Raw genomic sequence first — 2,111 nt, 5'->3', positions numbered from 1 at the left:
AGAGTGTTATGACGAAAACGAGTTAATGACTACGTGTGTATATAGCTCCGAAAGTTGAGGTCATAAAGCAGGGGGTTGTAGCCCTGTTCCCACTGACAAAGGGGTATCCACATCAGGAGCCGTATGAGATGAAAGTCTCAAGTACGGTTTTGAAGTGGAGTTGGGGAAGGTGACTTCCCTTTCGACCATAACAAAATGCTCTTACCGTGAACCATAACTACCTACTGTCAAAAATTCAATGTCCAAGCAGCTTGAAGAGAGACCTGAAACAATGGCTCAAAGCTGGCGTGCTAGATAACGGTGTATTTGAGGATACAGAATCAGGAACACCCCAAGGAGGGGTGATAAGTCCAATACTCGCCAACATTGCACTGTTGGGTATGGAAAGGCTAGTAAAAGGAATGTATCCAAACAAAGGAACAACCACTCAGGTAAACCTTATAAGATATGCCGATGATTTTGTGGTCATATCAAGAGACCTAGGAATCATTGAACAGTGCAAGACTGCAATTTCTGAATGGCTAAAACCTGTAGGACTAGAAATTAAACCTGAAAAGACCCGAATATGTCACACACTCAAGCCTATTGAGTATAATGGCAAGATTGAGGAACCTGGGTTCGATTTTCTAGGATGCAATATCAGGCAATATCCCGTAGGAAAGTATAAATCCGGGAAAACAGGTGGGGCAGCAAGCCGATTAATCGGACATAAAACCCTCATAAAACCCAGCAACAAAGCAGTTAAAGCCCACACAGAAGTGATTAAAGGTGTAATTAAACAACATAAAACAGCACCTCAATCAGCCCTGATTAGCAGACTAAACCCGATTATTCGGGGATGGTCAAATTATTACTCAGCGGTAGTCTCGAAAGAGACCTTTATTAAGCTAGACTACATAATCTGGCAAATGTTACGGGCATGGACAGTATCAAGATGCGGAAAGGCAAGTAACGAAAAGCTAAGTAATTATTTCAGACATGGAACAATTAAACTTAGCAATGGGAAAGAAAGACACGAAAATTGGCTGTTCCAAACCAAAGATGGGGTACATCTATTCAAACACAATTGGACTCCAATTGTCAGACATACCCTAATACGCCCCGACGCAACACCATACGACGGAAATTGGACTTACTGGGCAACCAGGAAAGGACAAGCAATCGATACGCCAACTAGGGTAGCAAAACTACTCAAAAAGCAAAAAGGTAGATGTACCTGGTGCGGGCAATACTTTACCCCATCAGATTTAATTGAAATAGACCACATTGTACCTAGAAGCCATAGCGGAAAGGATGAATACAAGAATATTCAATTATTACATCGCCACACCCGCGACAATAAAACAGCTCTTGATGAAGAGATGATGCTGTACTCTTAACAAGGAGACGGTCAAACTAGGAGCCGTATGAGGTGAAAGTCTCATGTACGGTTCTGAATGGGAGGGGATGGAGGTGACTCCATTCTCGACCCCTAATTTAAGGATTAATTAAGCCCCCACGATTAAAACTAATCGTGCTAAAACAGTAAGAGCGATCGAGTACAGCAACAGCTCCCGATATTGATTTGGATTTAACAACAGGTTTGACCATGACTGCTACCACTTCCGCCATTTCTTACATTCCCTCACTCGTCCGTCAACCCACCACGGTTGCTGTGCTTGCATCCCTTGGTCTACACGCCTTATTTGCTCTCAACCTGGAAAATATCCGTCTCTATCCAAATACTGTGCAATTACCCCCCAGTGTAGAACTGGTGGAACTATCTCCTAGTCAAATTGACCAGGTTTTTCCAGCACCGCCGCCCCAATTTTCCTTTACCCCCTTTGCCGAACCTCCATCTTTACCCATGTGGGGTAGTGCCCCTACCCCATCCCCATTTCCTCCCTCAGCCCAACAACTTCCCGTTTTTCCCTCCACCTTGCCACAACCGAGGGATAATCCTTTTAGTGCTGCCCCCAGTAGACCCCCCCAGATATTCAACAATCCCAGCAATAGTACATTTTTACCCCCCGTTCAGACTTCCTCCCCGCCACCTGCTCAATTTAGTCCGCCGCCACCTATTGAGTTTTATCAAACCCCACCCGGTCAACCCAGTTTTCCCGGAAACCAAA

1 protein-coding gene and 1 pseudogene are annotated in these 2,111 nt (G+C 44.6%); both read left to right on the top strand.

Translation table 11 applies throughout. The features are described from left to right. The first annotated feature begins 206 nt into the window (after positions 1-206). Positions 207-1,379 carry a group II intron reverse transcriptase gene (locus B9T16_RS28030; RefSeq protein WP_410246320.1) on the top strand — a complete coding sequence of 391 codons (1,173 nt, stop codon included), beginning with the start codon at positions 207-209 and terminating at the stop codon, positions 1,377-1,379. A gap of 209 nt (positions 1,380-1,588) precedes the next feature. Beyond that, positions 1,589-2,111, top strand: a pseudogene (locus tag B9T16_RS28025) (energy transducer TonB); the annotation flags it as partial.

The organism is Arthrospira sp. PCC 8006 (assembly GCF_046480465.1).
Lineage (GTDB): Bacteria > Cyanobacteriota > Cyanobacteriia > Cyanobacteriales > Microcoleaceae > Limnospira > Limnospira platensis.
Note: the sequence above shows the minus strand (reverse complement) of the source record. Positions and strands in the feature narration are given on the sequence as shown.